The following is a 22678-nucleotide window of genomic DNA, read 5'->3' as shown; positions in this document are numbered from 1 at the left end:
CAACAATAAAATCAGTAAAGTCAATAGATGACTTTTCGGTCGCTTTTTTGCGCTGGCCAAGGCAGCCACGAAAGGCCCGTCCGTTGTTGATAGAATGGAACCAGGGATGAAGAACGCTACGACAGGATGACAATGGATAAGACGGGCCGCAGCAGGGGCAGGGGAACGGGGCGCGCGACGCTCGAGCAGGTGGCGGGCATGGCGGGCGTGTCGATCATGACCGCCTCGCGCGCGCTGAGCCAGCCGCAGATGGTCTCCGAGGTCACCCGGGTCAAGGTGGAGCGTGCGGTGGCGGAACTCGGCTACGTGCCCAACCGCGCGGCGCGCGCGCTGGCCTCGTCGCAGTCGCACGTGATCGTGGTGCTGGTGCCGTCGTTTTCCAACGCCGTGTTCACCGCCGTCCTCGAGGGCATCCACGACGCCGTCGCGCCGGGCCAGTACCAGCTCCTGATCGGCAATACCTATTACTCGCAGGCCGAGGAAGAAAAGCTGCTGCGCACCTATCTGCAATCGAGCCCGGACGGCATCCTGTTCTCGAGCCAGGCCCACAGCCCGGCCGTGACCAGGATGCTGGAAGCGTCGCAGGTGCCGTCGGTGTCGATGATGGACCTGTCGGACGAACCCGGCGCCCTGTCGGTCGGCTTCTCGCAGTTCGAGGCCGGCATGGAGATGACGCGCCACCTCCTCAAGAAAGGCTACCGCCGCATCGGCTTCATCGGCGCCCAGCTCGACGAGCGTACGCTGCGGCGCGCCGACGGCTATCGGGCCGCGATGGTCGAGGCCGGCCTGGCCGACCCGCGGCTCGAGCTGATGGTGCCGGAACGCTCCACGATCGCGCTCGGCGCCGAGTTGATGGGGCAGATGATGGCGAACATGCCCGACTGCGATGCCGTCTTCTGCTGCAACGACGACCTGGCCCACGGCGCCGTCTATCACTGCCAGCGCCACGGCGTCCAGATCCCGCAGGAGATCGCCGTCTGCGGTTTCAACGACCTCCCTGCATCGGCATGGATGATGCCGTCGCTGACCACCATCGACACGCCGCGCTACCAGGTCGGCTTCGAGGCCGCCAGCCTGCTGCTGCAGGTGATCAAGGGCCAGGAGCCCGAACGCAAGCGCATCGACCTGGGATTTACCCTGCGCGAGCGCGAGAGCGCCTGAGCCGACGAGCGCTAGTAGGTCTTATAGGGCAGGAATTTGCCCGACAAGACCACGTTGACGCGATCACCCTTCGGGTCTTCGGCGCGCTGGATGTCCATCGAAAAATCGATGGCGCTCATGATGCCGTCGCCGAACTCCTCATGGATCAGTTCCTTGATCGTGGTGCCGTACACGTTCACCAGCTCGTACCAGCGGTAGATCAGCGGATCGGTCGGCACCGCCGTGGGCAGCGAACCCTTATAAGGCACGATCTGCAGCCAGGCGATGGCTTCGTCGGACAGCTCGAAGATCTTGCCGACCGCCTCGGCCTGCTGCTTGTCCAGCGTCATCTGGCCCAGGCAGGCGGCGGTGGTCCATTCCTTCGACAGGCCGGTGGCCTCGGTCACGTCGCGCCATTTGATGCCCTTGCGGACCTTGGCGGACAAGATCATGTTGGTGACGTCTTCACGGCATGAAATCATATTGGGCTCCATCGATGTGGTGGTGGTAAAGGCGGTTGCTCAGGCCGAAGCCTGTGCGCGGTAATGGTCGGGGACAGGGGGCTGCGCATCGTCTTCCAGGCCGGGACGTACGATGCGCGTCGCCGAGGGCTCGGCGCCCTCGGCGCCGGACTGCTGCAGCATCTTCGAACGGCGCACCAGGAAGTCGACCAGGTGGTTGCGGATCTTGTAGAACTGGGGATCGCGGTGGATCGTGGCGCGGCTGCGGTCGGCCGGCAGCGTGTTGACGACGATCTCGGCGATCCGCGCCCGGGGGCCGTTGCTCATCAAGAAAATGCGGTCGGCCAGCAAGATCGCCTCGTCGACGTCATGGGTGATCATGAAGACGGTCTGGCGTGTGGCCGCGCAGATGCCGAGCAGCTCGTCCTGGATCGTGCCGCGGGTGAGGGCGTCGAGCGCGCCGAACGGTTCGTCCAGCAGCAGCATCTTGGGTTCGACCGCGAAGGCGCGCGCGATGCCCACCCGCTGCTTCATGCCGCCCGAGAGCTCGGCCGGCTTCTTGCGCGCCGCGCCGCTCAGGCCCACCATCTCGATGAAGCGCGCGCCGTGCTCGCGCACCTTGTCGCGCGGCCAGTCGGGATGGCGCGAACGCACGGCGAAGCCGATATTGTCTTCCACGCTCAGCCACGGCAGCAGGGCGTGGTTCTGGAACACCACGCCGCGGTCCAGGCCGGGGCCGGTCACTTCGCGGCCGTCCATGATCACGGTGCCGGCGCTGGCCGCTTCGAGCCCGGCCAGCACGTTCAGGATGGTGCTCTTGCCGCAGCCCGAATGGCCGATGATGCAGATGAATTCTCCGCGCTCGATCGCGAACGACACCTGTTCGAACACCGGCGGCTGGCCGGCGCGGTAGGTCTTGGCCAGGCCGTCGACCTGGACGAAGCGATCATTCGGCATAGGTCACCTTCTTTTGCAGGGCGGCGAACATCAGGTCCAGCGCCATGCCCACGACGCCGATCATGAGCACGGCGAAGAGCACGTTCGCCAGCGACAGGTTGTTCCATTCGTTCCACAGGAAGTAGCCGATGCCGTTCCCGCCGATCAGCATTTCGGCGGCGACGATCACCAGCCAGGCGATGCCCATCGAGATGCGCATGCCGGTGATGATGGTCGGCGCCGCCGCCGGCAGGATCACCAGGAAGGCCTTGCGCAGCGGCGACACTTCGAGCGTGCGCGCGACGTTGAGCCAGTCCTTGCGCACGCCGGCCACGCCGAAGGCGGTGTTGATCAGCATCGGCCAGATCGAGCAGATGAAGATCACGAAGATGCCCGAGATCGACGAATCCTTGATCGTGTAGAGCGCGATCGGCATCCAGGCCAGCGGCGAGATCGGCTTGAGCACCTGGATGAACGGATCGATCGCGCGGTACAGCAGCGGCGACATGCCGATCACGAAGCCCAGCGGGATCGCCACCAGCATCGCCAGCAGATAGCCCAGGGCGACGCGCACCAGAGAATGCGCCAGCTGGATGCCGACGCCGCGGTCGTTCGGGCCGCGATCGTAGAACGGGTCGGCCAGGTGGCCGCCCGCTATCTGCGCGAACTGCGACGGCGTGGGAAAGCCGCTGCCGGCGGCAGGCGCCGGATCCGCGGCGGCCACCGGCGCCTGTCCCATCAGGGCCGCGTACTCGGCTTCCTCGGCGCTCATCGCCGCCACCGGCGCCGCGGCGCGCGGCGCGGTGGCGATATGCCAGACGCCGAGCAAGACCAGCAGCAGCGCCAGCGACAGCAGCGCCGCCTTGAACTTCATTTGCTTGTGCATGGATTCTTTCGTTCCAACTCAGGCGCGCTTGATCGCGAAGCTGTCCAGGTAGGCCTGCGGCTTGGCCGGGTCGTAGGTCTTGCCCATGATCGTGAACGGTCGGTAGCCGCTTGCCGCGGCGGCCGGCGCCGGCATGCCGAGGGCCGCCATCTGCTTGCGCGCATCGGTCAGCAGGAACACCTGCTCGGCCAGCGCCTTGTAGTTGACGTCGCCCTTCAGGTAGCCCCAGCGCTTCATCTGCGTCAGCATCCAGGTCGCCATCGAATACCAGGGCAGGGCGTCGAAGTCGGCGCGGTCCGGCTCGTTGCGCACCTTGCCCAGGCCGTCGGCGAAGCGGCCGGAGAGCGCCTGCAGCACCACGGTCTCGGGCTGGTTCAGGTAGGCCGGCTTGCTGATCGCCTTGGCGATCTCGGCCCGGTTCCCGGCCTTGTGCGCCATCGCGGTGGCATTCAGGATGGCGCGGTACAGCGCGGCGAAGGTGTTCGGGTTCTGGTCGATGAAGGCCTGCGAGGCGCCGAAGGCGCAGCAGGGATGGCCGTTCCAGATGTCCTTGGTGAGAATGTGGATGAAGCCGATCTGGTCGAACACGGCGCGCTGGTTGAACGGATCGGGGCCGAGGAAGCCGTCGATGTTCCCGGCGCGCAGGTTGGCGACCATCTCGGGCGGCGGCGTCACGCGCAGCTGGACGTCGCGGTCCGGGTCAAGCCCGTGCTCGGCCAGGTAGTAGCGCAGCAGGAAGTTGTGGACCGAGTACTCGAAGGGGATCGCGAACTTGAAACCCTTCCAGTTGCGCGGGTCGCGGTTGTTCTTGTGCTTGAGGCCGAGCGTGATCGCCTGGCCGTTGATGTTCTGGATGGTGGCGACGCGCATCGGCTGCGGCGTGCCGCCCTGGCCGATCGACATCGCCAGCGGCATCGGCGCCAGGAAGTGCGAGGCGTCGAGCTCGCGGTTGATCATCTGGTCGCGCACCAGCGCCCAGCCGGCGGTCTTGCTGAGGGTGACGTTCAGGCCCTGCGCCTTGTACATGCCCATCGGGTCGGCCATGATCAGGGGCGTGGCGCAGTTGATCGGGATGAAGCCGATCTTGAGGTCCTTCTTCTCGAGCGCGCCCGTTTTTTCCATCGCATTGGCCTGCAGGCTGGCCAGCGGCAGCAGCGAACCGATCGCCGCCATCAGCGTCGGCGCGCCCACCGCCTTGATCAGGTTGCGGCGCGTCGCTTCATGCGGAAACAGGGCGCGCACCGCTGCCGCCTCGACGAAGTCACCGGACAGCGCTTCGGCATCGCCGGCGCGCCGCAGCCTGGCGGCTTGCGCTTCGCGATCGTGCTCGTCCTGGGAACCATGCCTGCCGCAAGCGCAGCCGCAGCCGGTCAGGGAAGATTCGGGCGAATAAGGACGGTACAGATTCTCATCTTTCATTGGCGAAGACCCCTGGTAGTGGTGATGACGCAAAAAATGAAACGGCGAGGCAGGCATGACCATGCTTGAGCATTGTCAACAGCAAGACCTGTGCCATCTGGAATCGCGTCGGGGTAAGCCATTCATTTCAAAGACGAAATGCGCTTTTTGGGCTGACCAGCGTCGGCAGGGCGACGCCTGCGATTTTCACTAACAGGCACCGGCGCCGCGCATCCGCCCAACCGTGGTGCATGACCGCTTTACATCCTTCGTGCGCAGACGCTACAATCGCCCTTATCGATGTTAGCGTTAACATGAAGAAATGACGACACAAGCGCAAGACGGCAACAAGGGGACAGCCTGGGTAGTCATGGGCGTAAGCGGCTGCGGCAAGACCAGCATCGGCGAAAGGCTGGCCGCCGCGCTTGGCGTGCCCTTCATCGAGGGCGACGCCTTCCATTCGCAGGCCAATATCGCCAAGATGACGGCCGGCATCGCGCTGACCGACGACGACCGCCGCGACTGGCTCCTGACCCTGCGCGACAAGCTCGCCACACGCGAGGGCGGGGCAGTGCTGTCGTGTTCCTCGCTCAAGCGCGCCTATCGCGACCTGCTGCGCAGCGCCGGCGGCGACGTGCGCTTCGCCCACCTGGCCGGCGAGCGCGGCCTGCTTCTGGAGCGCGTCAGCAACCGCCCCGGCCACTACATGCCGCCATCGCTGCTCGACAGCCAGCTGGATACGCTCGAACCCCTGCAGCCGGACGAAGCCGGCATCACCCTCGACATCCGCGACACCCAGGAACAGCTGGTCGCGCAAATCCTCGCCAGCGCGCGGTCTTGACCCGCCGCCGTCCACCCCGTCGCATGCATATGCCGGCGGGGTAATCGCACACGAAACGTTCACATCCGTTTGACGCCTTGCGGGAATCGGACTATATTTTTCTTTCCTGTTTGGAAAGGTTTCCAATTTCCTTATTCCGCACGAATCCGCATGCATTCGAGACCAACGGCAAGTTGGCGAGGCGCGGCACGGCCATCCTGGCACGGCCGCATTTTCTTGTAGTGAGAACAAGAGGAGTCGACGTGAACAACCAGAACCAGAAACATCGCTCGAGATGGAAACCTTTCCATTCGCTTCCCGCAGCGCTTGTCACAGGTGCTCTGCTGGCCTGTGCAGCGCAGGCCGCGGCCAGCGTCACCAATCCGGTCATCGGCCAGCTGCTGTGGTCCGAGGAATTCAATGGCAGCAGCGTGAACACTGGCGTGTGGAACCTGCAGGACGGTAACGGCTGCCAGATCGGCCTGTGCGGCTACGGCAACGCCGAGCTGCAGTACTACAGCCCCAACAACGCCAGCATCGTCAACGTGCCTTTCGAATCGGGCACGCGCGCGCTGGCGATCCAGGCGCGCAGCCAGACGATCGGCAGCAATGTCTTCACCTCGGCCCGGCTCGACACCAAGAACAAGGTGCAGGTGCAGTACGGGATGATCGAGGTGCGCATGGCCACGCCGAACCTCGGCACCGGCTTGTGGCCGGCCGCGTGGATGCTGGGCGTCAGTCCGCAGACCTGGCCGCGCAACGGCGAGATCGACATCATGGAGATGGGCCACAAGGCGTCCGGCCGCGCCGAGGGCGGGGCGCCGTCGTCGAACCACTTCGTCGGCTCGAACGTGATCACCTGGCAGCAGGCCGCCTGCGTGCCCGGCAACGAAAGCTGCGCCGCCTCGACCGCGTGGCAGACCAAGAACTGGTACGTGCCCCAGAACTCGCTCGCGAACCGCTTCGTCACCTACCGCTTCTATTGGGACGAGAGCCAGATGCGCTTCACGACGGTCGACAACGGCGTCGAGCACAATATGTACAACGCGCCGCTGCCGGTCAATTCGAGCGCGCTGCAGGCGCCGTTCTACCTGCTGCTGAACATGGCCGTGGGCGGCAACTTCACCGACGCCGCCAACCCGGGCCAGGTCACGGCGCCGCTGCCCGCCACCATGTACGTCGACTACGTGCGCGTGTATCAGATGGACGGCAAGGGCCAGGTGAAGCTGGGCGACCAGACCGTGCCCGAAGTAGCCGGCAAGTTCGGCGTGTTCACCGACACCACGGCGGTCAACAACAAGCTGGTGGCGGGGACGAGTTCCGACATCTTCCTGTGGAACGTCGCCTCCACCGGCGCCGGCAACACCGCGCCGTTCGAAGGCAGCAACGTCATCGCCTGGAACTACACCACGCCGGGCCAGTGGTTCGGCGGCGGCATCCAGGCGCGCCAGGCGCGCAACCTGAGCAACTACCGCGCCAACGGCACCGTCAAGTTCCGCATCCGGATCCCGGCCAACGTCGGCTTCAGGATCGGCATCGGCGACACCTACACGAACCAGAACTGGGTCAACTTCCCGGCCAATACCACGGCCTATGGATTGACGCGCAACGGGCAGTGGGCGCAGGCCTCGATTCCTGTCTCGACCCTGCTCGGGCCCCTGGTCGCGGCGCAGTCGATCCACGACATCTTCATGATATCGAGCATCGACGGCGCGCTGCCGTCATCGAGCTTCCAGTTCGCGATCGACGACATCGTGTGGGAATCGGGCGGCGGCGGCGCCACGCCGCAGCCGGAGCCGAGCGGCCCGACCTCGGTCAGCCAGACCTCGTCGACGATGCTGCAGTTCCGCACCACCACCGGCGGCTGGGCCGACGTGCACTACACCGTCAACAATGGGCCGCAGCAGAACGTCCGGATGCAGCTCAGCGGCGCCAACAACACGTACACGGCGGGCGGGCTGAAGATCGGGGACGTGGTGCGGTACTGGTTCACCTACTGGGACGCGCAACGCGGGTTCGCGGTGGATACGCAGCAGCAGACGCACACGATGCAGTAATTTAGGGCACGCTTACCTCGAGCCGGTATGTGCGGCCCGCTTCGATGTTGTCGATGCGGGCCGCAGGCAGGGCCACACCATCGCATGTCACCTCGACCCGGTCGACCGCGCCGCGCCTGATGTCGACCTCGAAGGTCGCGCCGCGGAAGCGCCGCGTCACCGTCATGGCGTCCCAGCCAGACGGCAGTTGCGGCGCCACCGTCAGGCCTTTCAGGTCGCCCTTCAGGCCGCACAGCCCCTCGATCAGGCAGCGGTAGACCCAGGCCACGGTGCCGGTGTTGAACAGCTGGCTCGAGCGCCCGGCGGTGCGCGGATACTCCTTGTAGGCGCCGCGGTAGTAATTGGGGATGAACACCGGCAGCTGGCCGCGCTGCAGGTAGTCGTCCAGGCCGGGGCCGGGGATCATCTTGCGCAGCGCGTCGAAGGCGCGGTCGGCTTCGCCGATCGTGTACAGGCTGTAGATGTAGAACACCGCGGCGTGGTTGTACACGGCGCCGTTCTCGGCCGAGCCGGGATGCTTCTGCGTGACGCGGCCGACGTCCTCGCGCATGCCGCTGTAGGGCGGCGCGAACATCTGCACGCCGTAGGGCGTGCGCAACTGCTCGTCGATCGCATTCAACATCAGCGCGCGTCGATCGGCGCTGGCGGCGCCCGACAGGAAGGCCCAGCTTTGCGGGTTCAGGTAGATGCGGCCTTCGGTGTCGCTGGCGACGCCGAACTTGACGTCGTCGTCGGTGATGCCGCGTGCGAACCAGGCGCCGTCCCACAGATGGGCTTCGGCGGCGCCGTTCATCGCTTCGGCGCCGGCGCGGTAGCGCGTCAGCGAAGCGGCGTCGCCGCGCGCCGCGCACACGTCGGCCCACAGGTTCAGCGCATAAGCCGCCGCCACCGTCAGCCAGCCCGAGACGCCGCGGCCCTTGTAGCCGACCATATTCATCGGGTCGCACCAGTCGCCTTGCTCGATATAGGACAGGCCGCGCGCATCGCGCCGCTGCAACAGCCAGTCCATCGCCAGCGAGATGCGTTCGAACGCGGTTTTCACGTCGCCGTCGTGGGTGGCGACCGGCGCATCGAGGATGGCGTCGTCGCCGGTCTCGTCGAGGTAGGCGCGCAGGCATACCGGCAGCCACACGCAGTGGTCGGTGTGCGGGATCTGGTTGATGTATTTCAGTTCGGCGCCTTCGAACAGCAGGATCCCGTCCGGCATCGCGCCATTGGCTTCCTGCTGGCTCAGCGCATGCAGGAAGGCGGCGCGCGCCGCCGCCGGCTTGACGAAGGCCATGCCCATATTGTCCTGCAGGTAGTTGCGGGTCTGCGGGTCGGTGGAGAGGCGGTTGACGTCGCCGTGGTAATAGACCTGGCGCGCGAGCCAGGTGTTGACGAAGTTGTCGAGCTCGCGGTCCGGGGTCGCGATCCGCAGCACGCCTTCGCCCTCCAGGATATAGGCCGCGTAGTCGCGCGCGGCGGCGGCGAAACCCTGTTCGCTCAGGTATGTGTCGCGCAGGGACGCGATCTCGGCATCGTCGAAGGCGGGGCCGAACAGGAAGCGCCGCGTGGCCGCTTCGTTTGGCGCCAGCGCCAGCCGGTACTGGACCACGGCGGCCGGCGTCTCGTAGCGCGCGTCGCCGCAGCCCAGGCGTTCGCCGGCCAGCGCGGACGGCGCATGCAGGCCGCCTTCGCCCTCGAAGGCGATCTGCCCGACTTCCCAGGCGTCCGGCGCCTGTTCGCACAGCAGCACCGTGCGGTCCTTGAACAGGCGGTTCTTGAAATAATCTTCCAGCTTCTGGTAGGGCGTGACGCTGGAGGCGACGATGCCTCCCAGGTCGTGGCGGTACTCGGCCGACTGGTACATCCACGACATGTAGCCGATCGTGAAATAGGGATAGACGCTGATGCGGCGCGGGCGGTCCGACAGGTTCGTCACTTCCATCGACCACAGCTCGGCGACGTCGTCCACCGGCAGGCCGAGCACGAGTTCGATGCGGATGCCGAACTTCTCGACGGTCCAGCGCAGGTCGTGGCGGCCGACCGAGAATTCGAAGCGGTCGACGCCACCGCGCACCGGTTCGTAGGGCGCCGAGAACAGCTCGCCCGTGTCTTCGTCCTTCACGTAGAAGAAGCGGCCCGGATGGTGGGCGTAGTAGTGCTGCTCCGGCTGCATGAAGGACTTGGCCTGCATGTTCGGCGCATGCGAATACTTGCTCGGCTCCGGCTGCATGAACTGGGCGGTGGCATAGCCGCGGCAGGTCGACTGGATCATCATCCTGCGGTTCCACAGGAAGCCGCCGGCCTGCGGCATCGCGGTGGGGCTGGTGAGCACGTAGCGGTCGTCTTGCGGGTGCAGCATGGATGGAGTCTCCAATGTTTTCATGGCGCCGCCTTGCGCGCCGCCAGCTCGAGCTGGATGCGCGCCAGCAGCTTGCCGTCGAGGTGATAGAAGCACATGACCAGCACCGCCATCAGGGCGAACGAGGCCGGCACGAAGGACATCAGCCACACGATGCCGGCCTGCGAGCCGGTCGTCTGCGCGGCATTGGGCACGTAGCCCAGCGCGGTGAACACGGCGCCGATCACGCTCACCGCGACCGCGGTGCCGAGCTTTTGCGAGAAAGTGGCGGCGGCGAAGGTCATGGCGGTGGCGCGGCGGCCGGTGGTCCATTCGTTGTAGTCGGCGGTGTCGGCATACATCGAGAACGCCAGCGGCGACTTGGGGCCGAGCACGAAGCCGGTGGCCGCCTGCAGCGCGAACATCAGGTCGATGCGGTCGCTGGGAATCAGGAAGAAGGCGGCCGAGAAAACGGCGGTCGCGCTCATCAGCACGATCATGAGCAGTTTCTTGTCGACGAAGCGGGTCATGAGCGGCGTGCAGGCGGCGCCGATGGCGGCGAAGATCATATAGGTCGGCACGAAGCTCGCCATCAGCTCGGGGCGTTCGACCACATACTTGAAGTAATAGGCCGAGGTGGTGGTGCGCAGGGTGATGGTCACCATGATCACCAGGGCCAGCACGAACAGCACCACCCAGGGACGGTTGGCGGCCAGGTCGCGAATGTCGCGCAGCACGTCGCTCTTCTGGCCGGGCGGCGGGGCGATCCGCTCGCGCGTGTTGGCGAAGGTGATCAGGAACATCAGGGCGGCGGCGATGCTCCAGGCGACCATGGTCAGCTGCCAGCCGCGTTCATCGTCGCCGCCGCCCAGCCACCCCACCATGGCCGGCGTGGCGGCCGTTACCAGGGTGGAGCCGGCGAAGGCGAAGATGAAGCGCAGGCCGTTGATGGTCGAGCGCTCCTGCGGGTCGGCCGACATCACGCCGGACAGCGCGTTATAGGGGATGTTGACGCAGGTGTAGAACACCATCATCGCCAGGTAGCTGGCGTAGGCCCAGACGAGTTTGCCGTCGGCGTCGAGGTCGGGCGTGGTGTAGGTGAGCACGGCGGCGGCGCCGAGCGGGATCGACATCCAGACCAGATAGGGGCGGAACTTGCCGAAGCGGGTGCTGGTGCGGTCGGCGGCGGCGCCGATCAGCGGGTCGGTGAAGGCGTTGATCAGCTTGATCGAGGCGAGCAGGGTGGCAGCCTGGGCCGCCGAGATGCCGAAGGTGTCGGTGTAGAAAATCAGCAGGAAGGTCGCGATATTGGCCCAATAGAAATTGAAGCCCATATCGGCTACGCCATAGCTGAGCTTTTCGCGCCAGCCGAGAGCATGACCGATGCTTTTTTCTTCAGGAACCAGGGCTTCAGGCGCGCGCTTGAGCATGGTTTGTCTCCGTGTATATTTTTGTGCGACGACGGAGAGGAAACGTCCACCGTGCCTTGAATGATAACGCTAACATCAGCGGCAAGTATGCGGCGGGGTGAATGGAATGTCAACACACGCGTTGCGTCTGTTTCAGCCGGGATGTGACAGTGTGCGCATCTTGATGAGGCAGACGACTGCTAGCATGAACTGTCCAGCCAGCAGGAGAGGCAAAGTGTTCGCACCGCCATCAACAACTTTCTTGAAGAGCCAACTGTACGCTACTTTGCTGCTCGGCATCCTGGCAAGTCCATCCAGCCTCGCCTGTTACGCGCCTCCACGCGAGCAGATGGTCACACCTGAAGCGCAGATCGCCATGGCCACGGATGTCTCCGTCGCCAAAGTCGTCAGAGCGACGCCCACATCGATCCGCGGAGGTGGAGGACGCCTGACCGTTGAATACGAATTCGAAGTGCAAGAGCGCATCCGGGGCTTCCCCGCACAGCGGTTCATTATCGTTGGCGCGGCGGGAGAGACGCGATCGCCGCCGTCATCCCTTGACCACAGTGATGAAAAGTTCTGGGAACGTGGAGGGGGACGCCTGTACAACGATTCCGACTGCGTGCTGCGACCGAACTTCGAGATCGGCGAAATGTATTTGATTTTCCGCGGCAGGCCCGCCACCTGGCGCAGCTTCGAGTACATCGAAACCGTGCGCGGCCAGCCCAATCCAGACGACAGGTGGCTGGCCTACGTGAGGGAACAGCTGGAAAGCCGGAGCCAATGAAAAAGCCGCCGTGCCTGAAAAGGGACGGCGGCTTCATTTAGCGGCGAGAGACGGTCAGAACTCTTCCCATTCTGCCTCATTGACCTTGGCTGGTGCAGTAGGCTTGCCGGTGGCCTTGGCGGCTGCCGGCTTGGCGACAGGTGCTGGCTTGGCCGCCGCACGCGCCACCGGCTTGGCCAACGCCGGCCGTGCGGGCGGACGCTTCACCGCAACCACCGGCGCCGCCGGGCTCACATACCGCGCATCGAGCTTGAACACATCGACCACCTGCGCCAGGCGCTGCGCCTGATCCTGCAGCGCCGCGGTGGCGGCGGTGGCTTCCTCGACCAGCGCCGCGTTCTGCTGGGTCGCATTGTCCATCTGGCCCATGGCCTGGTTGACCTGGTCGATGCCGGTGATCTGTTCCTGGCTGGCCGACGAAATCTCGCCCATGATGTCGGTCACGCGCTGGATCGAGTCGACCACTTCGCGCATCGTCGCGCCGGTGTGGTCGACCAGCCTGGTGCCGGTGTCGACCTTTTCGACCGAGTCGCCGATCAGTTGCTTGATTTCCTTGGCGGCGGCGGCCGAGCGCTGCGCCAGCGTGCGCACTTCCGAGGCCACGACCGCGAAGCCGCGGCCCTGCTCCCCGGCGCGCGCCGCTTCGACGGCCGCGTTCAGCGCCAGGATATTGGTCTGGAAGGCGATGCCGTCGATGACCGCGATGATGTCGACGATCTTGCGCGACGAATCGTTGATCGAGCCCATGGTGGCGACCACCTGGTCGACCGCCTGGCCGGCCTGGGTGGCCACGCTCGAGGCGGCGATCGCCAGCTGGTTGGCCTGGCGCGCGTTGTCGGCGTTCTGGCGCACGGTGCCGGTCAGTTCTTCCATCGAGGCGGCGGTTTCTTCCAGCGCCGCGGCTTGCTGTTCGGTGCGGCTGGACAGGTCGAAGCTGCCGGCCGCGATCTCGCTCGAGGCGCCGCTGATGGTCTGGGTGCCGCTGCGCACTTCGTCGACGATCTTCGACAGGGACGTATTCATATGGCCCAGCGCGCGCAGCAGGGCGCCGGTTTCATCGGTCGCCCTGGTGTCGATCTCGACCGTCAGGTCGCCGGCCGCCACCTGTTCGGCCGCGTGCACCGCCTGGCGCAGCGGGCGGGTGATCGAGCGGGTGAGCAGCCAGGCGAACACGCCGCCCAGCAGCAGGGCGCCGGCGGCCAGCGAGCCGATCACGACGTTGCCGCGGGCCGCGGTGCTGGCGATCAGCCCGGCGCTGGCGGCGATGCGCTTGTGCTGCAGGTCGACCAGTTCCTTCACGCGTTCCTGGTAGGCCTTGGCGGTCGGGTTGAATTGCTGGGTCAGGATCTGTTCGGCCAGTTCGACGTTACCTTCGGCCTTGGCCTTGACCGCGCCATCGCGCGCCTTGCTGTAGGCGGCGCGGTGTTCCATCACCGACTTGAACAGGGCGGTCTCGTCGTCGCCGCTGATCAACGGTTCGATCTGCTTGACCAGGTCGGCCGACAGCTTGCCGGTGGCGGCCGAGTCTTCCTTGAAGAACTCGGTCAGCGACGGGTCGCTGCTCTTGACGATGGCGGCGGTGCGGCGCACGGCGGCGAAGATCTGGGTATACCACTCGGCGATCATGCGCTCCTTCGCCAGCGGTTCTGCCAGAATCGCCTCTGTCTCGTGGGCGACCTGGTTCAGGCGCCAGACGCCGACGGTAGCGATGATGACGGTCATCAGAAGCGTCAGGGCGAAGCCGGCGGCCAGGCGCGTACCGATGTTGAGTTTGATGAAATTGCCCATGTTTTGTGTAATTGAGATAGGGTTTTTCCGCCGGAATGGCGGCATCCGTGCGGCGTTTGTCTTATGACACCAGAACTGTCTGTACAAATGTTGTCGGTAAAATATTGTCTCGTCCGACCGGTTACAATTATTGCCCAACTGAAACGAAAATGCACTCGGAATAGTGGTTTTGTGAACGGTCCACGACACTGTTTTTTGGGAACTTGCCGTCTTGATATGAAGAAGTATTTGCAGGATTAAGGTATAATTTCTATTTCCCGCGCGTGCCATTCGGCACCATCAGCACAATGACCAAATTCGTATTCGTCACTGGCGGCGTCGTGTCTTCCCTGGGCAAAGGGATCGCGGCCGCCTCCCTCGCCGCGATCCTCGAGAGCCGCGGCCTCAAAGTCACCCTGCTCAAGCTCGATCCCTACATCAACGTCGACCCGGGCACCATGAGCCCGACCCAGCACGGCGAAGTGTTCGTCACCGACGATGGCGCCGAGACCGACCTCGACCTCGGCCACTACGAGCGCTTCATCAGCACGCGCATGAAGAAGGTGAACAACTTCACCACCGGCCAGATCTATGAATCGGTGATCCGCAAGGAGCGTCGCGGCGAATACCTCGGCAAGACCGTGCAGGTCATCCCGCACATCACCAACGAGATCCAGGATTACATCCGCCGCGGCGCCGAAGGCGTCGACGTCGCGCTGGTCGAGATCGGCGGCACCGTGGGCGACATCGAATCGCTGCCGTTCCTGGAAGCCGCGCGCCAGCTGTCGCTGCGCTCGGGCCGCAAGGGCGCCGCTTTCGTGCACCTGACCCTGGTGCCGTACATCGCATCGGCCGGCGAACTCAAGACCAAGCCGACCCAGCACAGCGTGCAGAAGCTGCGCGAGATCGGCATCTCGCCGAACGCGCTGCTGTGCCGCGCCGACCGCCGCATCCCGGACGACGAACGCGCCAAGATCTCGCTGTTCGCCAACGTCGAAGAGCAGGCCGTGATCTCGGTGTGGGACGTGGACACCATCTACAAGGTGCCGCAAGTGCTGTGCGACCAGGGCCTGGACGACATCATCCTCGAAGCCCTGGGCCTCGAAGCGCCGAAGGCCGACCTGTCGATGTGGACCAAGCTGATTCACACGCTGGAAAATCCGAAGCACGAGATCACCATCGGCATGGTCGGCAAGTACGTCGACCTGATCGAATCCTATAAGTCGCTGACCGAGGCGCTGCGCCACGCCGGCATCCACACCGAGAGCCGGGTCAATATCGAGTACCTCGATTCGGAAGAGATCGAAACCCGCGGCTGCGAGCACCTGGCCAAGTACGACGCCATCCTGGTGCCGGGCGGCTTCGGCAAGCGCGGCGTGGAAGGCAAGATCATGGCCGCGCGCTACGCCCGCGAAAACAAGATCCCTTACCTCGGCATCTGCCTGGGCATGCAGGTCGCGCTGATCGAGTACGCCCGCAATATGGCCGGCCTGCCGAACGCGAACTCGACCGAGTTCGATCCGGAAACCGACCAGCCGGTCGTGGCCCTGATCACCGAGTGGCAGAACCACGACGGCAAGGTCGAGAAGCGCGACGTGAGTTCGGACCTGGGCGGCACCATGCGCCTGGGCGCCCAGACCTGCGCCGTCAATCCGGGCACGCTGGCGGCCGAGATCTACGGCAACGTCGTGACCGAGCGTCACCGCCATCGCTACGAAGGCAACAATTACTACCTGCCGAAAGTCGAAGCGGCCGGCCTGACCGTGTCGGCGCGTACCCCGAACGAAGACCTGTGCGAGATCATGGAACTCCCGCGTGACGTCCACCCGTGGTACATGGGCGTGCAGTTCCACCCCGAGTTCAAGTCGACGCCGCGCAATGGCCATCCGCTGTTCACCTCGTTCATCCGGGCGGCGCTGGCGCACCAGGCTTCCAACACCAATACCGCAGCAGGCGCGGCCAATGCGGCGCCCGCACTGCAAGGAGATGCAGCATGAAACTCGCTGGATTCGACGTCGGCCTCGAGCACCCGATCTTCCTGATCGCCGGCACCTGCGTGATCGAATCGCGCCAGATGGCGATGGACACCGCCGGCACGCTGAAAGAGATCACCTCGGCGCTGGGCATCCCGTTCATCTATAAATCGTCGTTCGACAAGGCCAATCGCTCGTCGGGCAAATCGTTCCGGGGCCCTGGCCGCGAAAAGGGCCTGGAGATCCTGGCCGATGTGCGCCGCGAAATCGGCGTGCCGGTCCTGACCGACGTGCACGACGAAGAGATGATCCCCGAAGTGGCGAGCGTCGTCGACGTGCTGCAGACCCCGGCCTTCCTGTGCCGCCAGACCGACTTCATCAACGCCTGCGCGCGTTCGGGCAAGCCGGTCAACATCAAGAAGGGCCAGTTCCTGGCCCCGGGCGACATGAAGAACGTGATCGACAAGGCGCGCGCCGCCGCGCGCGAAGCCGGCCTGCCGGAAGATAACTTCATGGCCTGCGAACGCGGCGCCTCGTTCGGCTACAACAACCTGGTGTCGGACATGCGCGGTCTGGCCATCATGCGCGAGTCGAACTGCCCGGTGGTGTTCGACGCGACCCACTCGGTGCAGCTGCCGGGCGGCCAGGGCACTTCGTCCGGCGGCCAGCGCGAGCACGTCCCGGTCCTGTCGCGCGCCGCCGTGGCGGCGGGCATCGCCGGCCTGTTCATGGAGACGCACCCCGATCCGGCCAATGCGATGTCGGATGGCCCGAACGCCGTGCCGCTGGGGCATATGAAGGAACTCCTGACCACGCTCGTCGAGATCGACCGCATCGTCAAGAAGACCGGTTTCATGGAAACCAAGTTCAAGTAATCGCAACTTCGGCGCGCCGCGCAGGTCCAGCAGACTGCACGCGCGCCCGTCACCCATTTCTACCCTTTCTGGAGACTGAGAAACATGAGTGCTATCGTTGATATTATCGGCCGCGAAGTCATTGATTCGCGCGGTAACCCGACCGTCGAATGCGACGTGCTGCTGGAGTCGGGCGTGATGGGCCGCGCCGCGGTGCCGTCGGGCGCCTCGACCGGTTCGCGCGAAGCGATCGAACTGCGTGACGGCGATCCGAAGCGTTACTTCGGCAAGGGCGTGCTGCAGGCCTGCGAGAATATCAACACCGAGATCTCCGAAGCGATCATGGGCCTGGACGCCAATGAGCAAGCCTTCCTGGACCGCACCCTGATCGATCTCGACGGCACCGAAAACAAGAGCCGCCTGGGCGCCAACGCCATGCTGGCCGTGTCGATGGCCGTCGCCAAGGCCGCCGCCGAAGAAGCCGGCCTGCCGCTGTACCGCTACTTCGGCGGTTCGGGCGCGATGCAGATGCCGGTGCCGATGATGAACGTCATCAACGGCGGCGCGCACGCCGACAACAACCTGGACATCCAGGAATTCATGATCATCCCGGTCGGCGCTCCTTCGTTCAAGGAAGCGATCCGCTACGGCGCCGAGGTGTTCCACACCCTGAAAAAGATCCTGCACTCGAAGGGCCTGAACACTGCCGTCGGCGACGAAGGCGGCTTCGCCCCGTCGGTCGCGAACCATGAAGAAGCCATCAAGCTGATCATGCAGGCGATCGAGCAGGCCGGCTACGTGGCCGGCCAGGATATCGCCCTGGGCCTGGACTGCGCCGCCAGCGAATTCTTCAAGGACGGCAAGTACGTGCTCGAAGGCGAAGGCGGCCTGGCCCTGTCGGCAGCCGACTTCACCAACATGCTGGCGACCTGGTGCGACAAGTACCCGATCATCTCGATCGAGGACGCGATGGCCGAAGGCGACTGGGAAGGCTGGGCAACGCTGACCGCGGCGCTCGGCAAGAAGGTGCAGCTGGTGGGCGACGACCTGTTCGTTACCAACACCAAGATCCTGAAAGAGGGCATCCAGAAGGGCATCGCCAACTCGATCCTCATCAAGATCAATCAGATCGGCACCCTGACCGAGACCTTCGCCGCCATCGAGATGGCCAAGCGCGCCGGCTATACCGCCGTGATCTCGCACCGTTCGGGCGAAACCGAAGACTCGACCATCGCCGACATCGCGGTTGGCACCAACGCCCTGCAGATCAAGACCGGCTCGCTGTCGCGTTCGGACCGCATGGCCAAGTACAACCAGCTGCTGCGCATCGAGGAAGACCTGGGCGACATCGCCAGCTATCCTGGCCGCGACGCGTTCTACAACCTGAAGTAATCCACCTGGCCGGCGGGCGGGGAGGGCGCTTGCGCTTCCTGTTCTCCGGCCAGATCGCATCCTTTTTGCCGCCATGCGCCTGATCACGATCGCCCTCGCCGCACTGCTCGTGCTGATCCAGTACCCACTCTGGCTCGGCAAGGGCGGCTGGCTGTCCGTGGCCGACATGCGGGGCCAGGTCGATGCCACGCGGCTCAAGACCGAACAGCTCACCGCGCGCAACGCCAAGCTGGCCTCGGAGGTCGAAGACCTGCGCGAAGGCCTGGGGGCGGTGGAAGAGCGCGCGCGCTACGACCTGGGCATGATCAAGCAGGGCGAGATCTTCGTGCAGGTGCTGCGCAAGAACGAGCAGCCGGTCGAGTCGATGACCGTGCCGCCTCCGCCGCCACCGGCAAAGGATGGCGCCAAGCATGGCGCGACCCCGACCAACTAGTCAATCCCCATGAGTGAACAGCATTCCCCGTTTGATTCCGCCGGCCTCGATTCGCTCGATGCGATCGCGGATTGCCTGGCAGATGCCTTCGAAGATGGCGACGGCGCCGTCGTCGGCGCGGCGTTGAAGGCGGTGTCGCAGGCGCCGGGATTGGGCGCGCTGGCCGCCGCGGTCGGCGTGCCGCGCGAGCAGCTGGGCGCTGCCTTGGCGTCGGGCGAGTTCGACCTCGATCTCACGCTCGAGATCATGAAGGTGGTCGACTTGCATATGAGTGGTGGGCGCAGCGGCGATTGAGCCGCTTGCACGTCCGGTTCAACGCTGGTTGCGGCCCCTGCGGACCGCAACCTCACATCATCAGTTCTTCGAATCCGACGACGCTTCACCCTGGGTATGGCCCGCGCCCTGCTCCAGGAAGGCGCGCAGCATCCACGCATTCTTCTCGTGCACTTCCATGCGATTGGCCAGCATGCCGGCGGTCGGCTGGTCGTCGGCGGCATCGGCGATGCGGAAGGCCGCACGCGCGGTGCGCGCCACCGCTTCCTGGCCCGCGACCAGCTGGCGGATCATTTCTTGCGCGCCCGGCACGTCCGCTTCTTCCTTGATGGTCGACAGCTCGGCGTAGCGCTTGTAGGTGCCCGGTGCGAAGTGGCCCAGGGCGCGGATGCGCTCGGCGATGTCGTCCAGCGCGTTCCACAGCTCGGTGTACTGTTCCTGGAACATCACGTGCAGGGTCTGGAACATCGGGCCGGTCACGTTCCAGTGGAAGTTGTGGGTCTTCAGGTACAGCATGTAGCTGTCGGCCAGGACGTGCGACAGCGAGTCGACGATTTTTGCGCGGTCTTCGGTGCTGATGCCAATATCGATGTTCATGTGCTTCCTCCGTAAGTCAGTGATGTCTAGATGGTGTCGCTGTTCGAAAATGCAACAGTGTCAAAGATGCATCAGCTTACCACTTCGGCGAAAAAGTCGTAGGACATCAGGCGGAGTAAGCCTGCTCCAGCAAACCATCACTAGTCGGATACAAGGAGAGGGACCATGATAAGTCGTCTGCTACCCTAATATTTATTAGGGTATTATGATACCTAACGCTGCCCGCTACTTGCTTGGCTGGCTTCTTGGCTACCTACTTATTTGGCAACCTGGCTGCCTCCACTACGATCCGTTGGCAGGAAAATCGAGCGATGAACAAGATTGACGCCATCAAGACACTTTCTGTGCTGGACCAGCGGGGCGTGTACGTCTTTTCCAAGAGCGACCTTGCCAAGGCATTTCCGAGCGAAAAAGAAAAGGCCCTTGAAAAGTCCTTGCAACGACTGGTATCCGATGGAATCCTCGAGCGGGTCGCGAAGGGCGTCTATATCAATCCCATGGCCAGATCCATGAAGGGGCGGGTCATCGAGGACATCGCGTCTGTCTTGAGGCGCGGTCATTTTTCGTATGTGAGCAGGGAGTCGATGCTGTCCGAGTACGGTGTTATCTCTCAAGTTCCCGTGAGCCGGATCACCCTCATGACGACAGGTGCAAACGGCGTATATGAGACCCCGTACGGCGTCATCGAATTCACGCATACCAAGCGCCCGCCAGCGGAACTCGTCAAACGCACGACGTCGATGAAAGGGCGCCCGCTGCGTATCGCTACGAGGCGGGCGGCTGTTGCCGACCTCATGCGCTCCGGGCGAAACACCAATATGATCGACGCAAGAGAGCTTTCCGATGCCTGAAAACTTCAATGATCTGGTCGACCTGGCAATGCAGCAGCCAGGCCGCACGGCCATGCGTCCCGTCGTCGAGAAAGAGATTCTCCACTACGATATCTTTTATTCGCTCGACCGGGCCGGTTTGCTCAATGACCTGGTCTTCCAGGGCGGGACATCCTTGCGGCTCTGCCGCGGATCGAACCGGTTCAGCGAAGATCTCGACTTCGCGGGAGGCCGCGACTTCACGTCGCAAAAAATGCAGGCAATCAAAGCCTGTATCGAAAAGCATCTGGGCGGAAGATATGGACTCTTGGTCGAGGTTAAGGAACCCAAGGAAATGGCTGCTCTGCCAGACTACGAGAACGTTCGTGTCGACAAATGGCAGGTCAGTGTCGAGACGTCTCCCGAGCGGCGTGACCTTCCACGCCAGCGTATCAAGCTGGAGATCGCGAACGTGCACGGACGCTGGGCGACGCCAGGTTTTCGGTCTATCTCAAGAATACGATCGGCCAGGTGCTTGGCGCCATGGCGGCCCACCTTCACGGAGAGCAGGGTGCGCTCGCCCACGGTTTCAGGATGTAGCCGATAGCGCGTCCCAGCTCGATGCATTTGCCATGCGCCCCCTTGAACCGACGTAATGTTCGGCGGCACCACGGCGTGGACTGATCGCTGTCGACATCGTCGAGCGAGGGCGCCGCGGTGCGCTGACCGGACCGGTGCGCCGGCGTTCCCGGCGCAAGCGATCTCAGTGCGTGCTGCCGCTCGGCGGCATCATGGTCTGCACCGGGCTGTCGCTGGCGAACAGCTGGGCGCAATCGACCTTGTCGAAGGCGTAGTGCTTACCGCAGAAATCGCAGTTGATGCCCAGTTCGCCCAGCTCGGCCAGCGCCGATTCGACTTCTTCCTGGCCCAGCATCTTGAGCATGTTGCCGACCTTTTCACGGTTGCAGCTGCAGTGGAATTGCGGGTGCAGCGGGTCGAACACGCGGATGGTCTCTTCCCAGAACAGGCGGTGCAGCAGGGTCGAGATGTCGGTCGACAGCAGCTCTTCGCGCTTGACGGTCTGGCCCAGCATGGCGGCGCGGTTCCAGGTTTCCAGGTCTTCGGCCTCGGTGGCCTGCTTGGTCTGGTCTTCCTTGCCGCTGTGGCGCGGCAGCTTTTGCAGCAGCAGGCCGCGCGCGACCTGGTCGTCGGCCGCCAGCCACAGGCGCGTGTCCATCTGTTCCGAACGCAGCATGTAGTTCTCGATCACGGTCGCCATGTCGTCGCCGTCGAGCGGCACCACGCCCTGGTAGGGCTGCTGGCCCGGGACCTTGTCGGCCGGGTCGAGCGTGATCACGAAGCGGCCCTTGCCGTTCACATTGAACAGCTGGCCCAGGGTGGCGTCGTCGGCGATCTCGACGTCGGGCGCCAGCTTGGCCGTGGCGCGCATGCGCAGGTCGGCGTCGCACTCGACCACCAGCAGGCGCACCGGACCGTCGCCATGGATCTGCATCACGATCGCGCCGTTGAACTTGAGGTTGGCCGACAGCAGGGCGCCGGCCGCCACCATCTCGCCCAGCACCGAACGCACCGCCTTCGGGTAAGCATGACGGGCCTGGATCTCGCGCCAGGTGTCCGAAATCTCGACCAGCTCGCCGCGCACGGCCGCATTGTCGAAGATGAATTTTTGCAGGGTGTCCCTGTTGGTGGTGCCAGTATCCGTAGTCGTCATTCTTTATCCGATTTTCTTGAGCTGCGCCTTGAACAGCTGGCCGCGCGCCACATAGCTCGCGGCGGTGCCTTCCAGGCGCAGCAGGTCTTCTTGTGTCAGTGTCCGCACCACCTTCGCGGGCGAACCCAGGATCAGCGAGTGGTCGGGAAATTCCTTGCCTTCCGTGACCAGGGCGCCGGCGCCGACCAGGCAACCCTTGCCGATCCGCGCGCCGTTGAGCACCACGGCCTGGATCCCGATCAGCGATCCGTCGCCTACCGTGCAGCCGTGCAACATGGCCTGGTGGCCGATCGTCACGTTCCTGCCGATGTCGAGCGGGTAGCCCGGATCGGTGTGCATCACGGTGCCTTCCTGAACATTGCTGTTCTCGCCGATCGTGATGCGCTCGTTGTCGCCGCGCAGCGTGGTGCCAAACCACACCGACGCATTCGCGGCAAGCGTGACCTTGCCCACCAGGGTGGCCGTGTCGGCGACAAAGGCCGACGGATCGATCTCGGGCGCATGCTCGCCCAGCTGGTAAATCGCCATGGATGTGCTCGCGGAGGTGGAAATGCCGCTATTCTACCGCCACCGTCCTGTCCCGAAGTCCGGCAGATGGGGCCGCGGCGCGCGAATTCAACTGCCGGCC

Annotated in this window: 21 protein-coding genes; 11 read left to right on the top strand and 10 right to left on the bottom strand. The window is 64.5% G+C overall.

The genetic code is table 11. The features are described from left to right. Positions 1 to 132 precede the first annotated feature (132 nt). Positions 133 to 1161 carry an HTH-type transcriptional regulator GntR gene (gene gntR, locus HMPREF9710_RS00475; RefSeq protein ID WP_005662839.1) on the top strand — a complete coding sequence of 343 codons (1029 nt, stop codon included), beginning with the start codon at positions 133 to 135 and terminating at the stop codon, positions 1159 to 1161. 11 nt (positions 1162 to 1172) lie between these two features. Here gntR and cynS read toward each other — a convergent pair whose 3' ends face one another. From cynS to HMPREF9710_RS00455, 4 genes are read right to left on the bottom strand one after another with little or no spacing between them, the layout of a single operon-like run. Then, a complete protein-coding gene (gene cynS, locus HMPREF9710_RS00470) occupies positions 1173 to 1622 on the bottom strand; it encodes a cyanase (protein WP_005662838.1) in 450 nt (149 codons plus the stop codon). A 39-nt stretch (positions 1623 to 1661) separates the two neighbouring features. Next, positions 1662 to 2558, bottom strand: a complete 897-nt coding sequence (locus tag HMPREF9710_RS00465; protein ID WP_005662836.1) for an ABC transporter ATP-binding protein — start codon at positions 2556 to 2558, stop codon at positions 1662 to 1664. Then, positions 2548 to 3423 carry a nitrate ABC transporter permease gene (gene ntrB, locus HMPREF9710_RS00460; protein WP_005662834.1) on the bottom strand — a complete coding sequence of 292 codons (876 nt, stop codon included), beginning with the start codon at positions 3421 to 3423 and terminating at the stop codon, positions 2548 to 2550. The genes HMPREF9710_RS00465 and ntrB overlap by 11 nt, the downstream gene beginning before the upstream one ends. A gap of 18 nt (positions 3424 to 3441) precedes the next feature. Further along, a complete protein-coding gene (locus HMPREF9710_RS00455; protein WP_005662833.1) occupies positions 3442 to 4842 on the bottom strand; it encodes a CmpA/NrtA family ABC transporter substrate-binding protein in 1401 nt (466 codons plus the stop codon). A gap of 301 nt (positions 4843 to 5143) precedes the next feature. Between HMPREF9710_RS00455 and HMPREF9710_RS00450 the strand changes: the two genes are divergently transcribed. Beyond that, on the top strand, positions 5144 to 5662 hold the full coding sequence (locus HMPREF9710_RS00450; protein ID WP_005662831.1) for a gluconokinase: 519 nt from the start codon (positions 5144 to 5146) through the stop codon (positions 5660 to 5662). A 242-nt stretch (positions 5663 to 5904) separates the two neighbouring features. Further along, positions 5905 to 7698 (top strand): glycoside hydrolase family 16 protein, encoded by a 1794-nt coding sequence (locus HMPREF9710_RS00445; RefSeq protein WP_005662830.1) that lies wholly within the window; start codon positions 5905 to 5907, stop codon positions 7696 to 7698. A 1-nt stretch (position 7699) separates the two neighbouring features. Here the strand turns inward: HMPREF9710_RS00445 and HMPREF9710_RS00440 are convergent, their stop codons facing one another. After that, positions 7700 to 10069, bottom strand: a complete 2370-nt coding sequence (locus HMPREF9710_RS00440) for a GH36-type glycosyl hydrolase domain-containing protein (protein ID WP_229409696.1) — start codon at positions 10067 to 10069, stop codon at positions 7700 to 7702. Next, positions 10066 to 11454 (bottom strand): MFS transporter, encoded by a 1389-nt coding sequence (locus HMPREF9710_RS00435; protein ID WP_005662828.1) that lies wholly within the window; start codon positions 11452 to 11454, stop codon positions 10066 to 10068. Before HMPREF9710_RS00435 ends, HMPREF9710_RS00440 begins: the two co-directional genes overlap by 4 nt. A 214-nt stretch (positions 11455 to 11668) precedes the next feature. Between HMPREF9710_RS00435 and HMPREF9710_RS00430 the strand changes: the two genes are divergently transcribed. After that, a complete protein-coding gene (locus HMPREF9710_RS00430; protein ID WP_005662826.1) occupies positions 11669 to 12220 on the top strand; it encodes a hypothetical protein in 552 nt (183 codons plus the stop codon). A 54-nt stretch (positions 12221 to 12274) separates the two neighbouring features. Here the strand turns inward: HMPREF9710_RS00430 and HMPREF9710_RS00425 are convergent, their stop codons facing one another. Further along, on the bottom strand, positions 12275 to 14008 hold the full coding sequence (locus tag HMPREF9710_RS00425) for a methyl-accepting chemotaxis protein (protein WP_005662825.1): 1734 nt from the start codon (positions 14006 to 14008) through the stop codon (positions 12275 to 12277). A gap of 287 nt (positions 14009 to 14295) precedes the next feature. Between HMPREF9710_RS00425 and pyrG the strand changes: the two genes are divergently transcribed. The 5 genes from pyrG to HMPREF9710_RS00400 all read left to right on the top strand — a co-directional run bounded on the left by pyrG (position 14296) and on the right by HMPREF9710_RS00400 (position 18933). Next, a complete protein-coding gene (gene pyrG, locus HMPREF9710_RS00420; RefSeq protein WP_005662823.1) occupies positions 14296 to 15984 on the top strand; it encodes a CTP synthase in 1689 nt (562 codons plus the stop codon). After that, on the top strand, positions 15981 to 16835 hold the full coding sequence (kdsA, locus tag HMPREF9710_RS00415; protein ID WP_005662822.1) for a 3-deoxy-8-phosphooctulonate synthase: 855 nt from the start codon (positions 15981 to 15983) through the stop codon (positions 16833 to 16835). The genes pyrG and kdsA overlap by 4 nt, the downstream gene beginning before the upstream one ends. 84 nt (positions 16836 to 16919) lie before the next feature. Next, positions 16920 to 18206, top strand: coding sequence for a phosphopyruvate hydratase (gene eno / locus HMPREF9710_RS00410; RefSeq protein WP_005662820.1), 1287 nt, complete (start codon positions 16920 to 16922; stop codon positions 18204 to 18206). 73 nt (positions 18207 to 18279) lie between these two features. After that, a complete protein-coding gene (gene ftsB / locus HMPREF9710_RS00405) occupies positions 18280 to 18639 on the top strand; it encodes a cell division protein FtsB (RefSeq protein WP_005662818.1) in 360 nt (119 codons plus the stop codon). 9 nt (positions 18640 to 18648) lie between these two features. Continuing rightward, positions 18649 to 18933: a helix-turn-helix domain-containing protein gene (locus tag HMPREF9710_RS00400; protein ID WP_005662816.1), complete on the top strand. Its 285-nt coding sequence runs from the start codon at positions 18649 to 18651 to the stop codon at positions 18931 to 18933. A gap of 60 nt (positions 18934 to 18993) precedes the next feature. Here the strand turns inward: HMPREF9710_RS00400 and HMPREF9710_RS00395 are convergent, their stop codons facing one another. After that, the gene (locus HMPREF9710_RS00395) at positions 18994 to 19509 is read right to left on the bottom strand and encodes a Dps family protein (RefSeq protein WP_005662814.1); all 516 of its coding nucleotides are present in this window, start codon (positions 19507 to 19509) and stop codon (positions 18994 to 18996) included. Positions 19510 to 19820: 311 nt separating this feature from the next. Here HMPREF9710_RS00395 and abiEi point away from each other — a divergent pair, with 311 nt between their 5' ends. Then, on the top strand, positions 19821 to 20360 hold the full coding sequence (gene abiEi, locus HMPREF9710_RS00390; protein WP_005662812.1) for a type IV toxin-antitoxin system AbiEi family antitoxin: 540 nt from the start codon (positions 19821 to 19823) through the stop codon (positions 20358 to 20360). After that, a complete protein-coding gene (locus HMPREF9710_RS00385; protein ID WP_051205000.1) occupies positions 20353 to 20925 on the top strand; it encodes a nucleotidyl transferase AbiEii/AbiGii toxin family protein in 573 nt (190 codons plus the stop codon). Before abiEi ends, HMPREF9710_RS00385 begins: the two co-directional genes overlap by 8 nt. 156 nt (positions 20926 to 21081) lie before the next feature. Here HMPREF9710_RS00385 and hslO read toward each other — a convergent pair whose 3' ends face one another. Together hslO and HMPREF9710_RS00375 are read right to left on the bottom strand one after the other, a co-directional pair. After that, positions 21082 to 22050 carry an Hsp33 family molecular chaperone HslO gene (gene hslO / locus HMPREF9710_RS00380; protein ID WP_005662809.1) on the bottom strand — a complete coding sequence of 323 codons (969 nt, stop codon included), beginning with the start codon at positions 22048 to 22050 and terminating at the stop codon, positions 21082 to 21084. A 3-nt stretch (positions 22051 to 22053) separates the two neighbouring features. Further along, positions 22054 to 22578, bottom strand: coding sequence for a gamma carbonic anhydrase family protein (locus HMPREF9710_RS00375; RefSeq protein ID WP_005662807.1), 525 nt, complete (start codon positions 22576 to 22578; stop codon positions 22054 to 22056). Positions 22579 to 22678: the final 100 nt, after the last annotated feature.

The sequence above is a fragment of the Massilia timonae CCUG 45783 genome (assembly GCF_000315425.1).
Classification (GTDB): domain Bacteria; phylum Pseudomonadota; class Gammaproteobacteria; order Burkholderiales; family Burkholderiaceae_D; genus Telluria; species Telluria timonae.
Note: the sequence above shows the minus strand (reverse complement) of the source record. Positions and strands in the feature narration are given on the sequence as shown.

Excerpts from the sequence above, each read along its gene's own strand:
- HMPREF9710_RS00435 (WP_005662828.1), bottom strand. The coding sequence starts at position 11,454 with ATGCTCAAGCGCGCGCCTGAAGCCCTGGTTCCTGAAGAAAAAAGCATC.
- abiEi (WP_005662812.1), top strand. The coding sequence starts at position 19,821 with ATGAACAAGATTGACGCCATCAAGACACTTTCTGTGCTGGACCAGCGG.
- HMPREF9710_RS00440 (WP_229409696.1), bottom strand. The coding sequence starts at position 10,069 with ATGAAAACATTGGAGACTCCATCCATGCTGCACCCGCAAGACGACCGC.
- pyrG (WP_005662823.1), top strand. The coding sequence starts at position 14,296 with ATGACCAAATTCGTATTCGTCACTGGCGGCGTCGTGTCTTCCCTGGGC.
- hslO (WP_005662809.1), bottom strand. The coding sequence starts at position 22,050 with ATGACGACTACGGATACTGGCACCACCAACAGGGACACCCTGCAAAAA.
- HMPREF9710_RS00455 (WP_005662833.1), bottom strand. The coding sequence starts at position 4,842 with ATGAAAGATGAGAATCTGTACCGTCCTTATTCGCCCGAATCTTCCCTG.
- HMPREF9710_RS00395 (WP_005662814.1), bottom strand. The coding sequence starts at position 19,509 with ATGAACATCGATATTGGCATCAGCACCGAAGACCGCGCAAAAATCGTC.
- ntrB (WP_005662834.1), bottom strand. The coding sequence starts at position 3,423 with ATGCACAAGCAAATGAAGTTCAAGGCGGCGCTGCTGTCGCTGGCGCTG.
- HMPREF9710_RS00375 (WP_005662807.1), bottom strand. The coding sequence starts at position 22,578 with ATGGCGATTTACCAGCTGGGCGAGCATGCGCCCGAGATCGATCCGTCG.
- kdsA (WP_005662822.1), top strand. The coding sequence starts at position 15,981 with ATGAAACTCGCTGGATTCGACGTCGGCCTCGAGCACCCGATCTTCCTG.
- HMPREF9710_RS00425 (WP_005662825.1), bottom strand. The coding sequence starts at position 14,008 with ATGGGCAATTTCATCAAACTCAACATCGGTACGCGCCTGGCCGCCGGC.
- HMPREF9710_RS00385 (WP_051205000.1), top strand. The coding sequence starts at position 20,353 with ATGCCTGAAAACTTCAATGATCTGGTCGACCTGGCAATGCAGCAGCCA.
- HMPREF9710_RS00400 (WP_005662816.1), top strand. The coding sequence starts at position 18,649 with ATGAGTGAACAGCATTCCCCGTTTGATTCCGCCGGCCTCGATTCGCTC.
- gntR (WP_005662839.1), top strand. The coding sequence starts at position 133 with ATGGATAAGACGGGCCGCAGCAGGGGCAGGGGAACGGGGCGCGCGACG.
- cynS (WP_005662838.1), bottom strand. The coding sequence starts at position 1,622 with ATGATTTCATGCCGTGAAGACGTCACCAACATGATCTTGTCCGCCAAG.
- eno (WP_005662820.1), top strand. The coding sequence starts at position 16,920 with ATGAGTGCTATCGTTGATATTATCGGCCGCGAAGTCATTGATTCGCGC.
- ftsB (WP_005662818.1), top strand. The coding sequence starts at position 18,280 with ATGCGCCTGATCACGATCGCCCTCGCCGCACTGCTCGTGCTGATCCAG.
- HMPREF9710_RS00465 (WP_005662836.1), bottom strand. The coding sequence starts at position 2,558 with ATGCCGAATGATCGCTTCGTCCAGGTCGACGGCCTGGCCAAGACCTAC.
- HMPREF9710_RS00450 (WP_005662831.1), top strand. The coding sequence starts at position 5,144 with ATGACGACACAAGCGCAAGACGGCAACAAGGGGACAGCCTGGGTAGTC.